Origin of the sequence: Ligilactobacillus acidipiscis DSM 15836, assembly GCF_001435755.1 — a bacterium.
GTDB classification, from domain to species: Bacteria; Bacillota; Bacilli; order Lactobacillales; family Lactobacillaceae; genus Ligilactobacillus; species Ligilactobacillus acidipiscis.
Window position 1 is genome coordinate 1 of record NZ_AZFI01000342.1, and the last position, 620, is coordinate 620.

Sequence of the window (620 nt, forward strand, 5' to 3'; positions counted from 1 at the left end):
AATTCGTTCTGCAGTAATGGCGTGGCTTAGCGCATTTTTGCGCGCACTGGTCCCTTCTCTCGAAAAGCCCTGTCGCTCAGTCTGCCTTTGTGGCAGGAGTTTAGTCAAAAGATAAGCTAAGTTGGCTATAAAATGCAGGGCTTCGATCTTATGCTGTGTCCGCACTTGATAACCGCCAAAGGACCAGAATTTTTTGATCTCATAGAAGTAAGTCTCGATCTGCCAGCGTTGGGCGTAGAAGTCCATGATCCGCCAAGCTCCCTGGTGCCCCTGAGCCAGTGCGGGTATGTCTTGTACAGCCAAGGTTGAAATAAATAAGCGTTCACCGCCACTACGATTTTGACAACGAATGAGCTCGACCGGTCGGGTAAATAATTTAGTCATACAGTGGGTCATTCCGACTGCATAGTGTTCATTTTGATCAGTCAAACCGATCTCGGTCAGACTGAACTTAGCGCCATATTTACGAGGACGGCCACGTTTACCAGTCCGCTGTGGGATTTGATACAGCGCGGTATCCTTACGGATATTGGCGATCAGATCAACGTTGTCATGTTTCTCAACAAATTCTACAACGTTCTTTTTAGGGTACCAGCTGTCACACTCTAAAATGATGTGCT

General features: G+C 47.3%; 1 protein-coding gene. It reads right to left on the reverse strand.

Annotated elements, in window-relative coordinates; all coding sequences use genetic code 11:
• The coding region (locus FC65_RS11035) for an IS701 family transposase (protein WP_156408645.1) at positions 1-620 on the reverse strand (620 nt) is incomplete at both ends.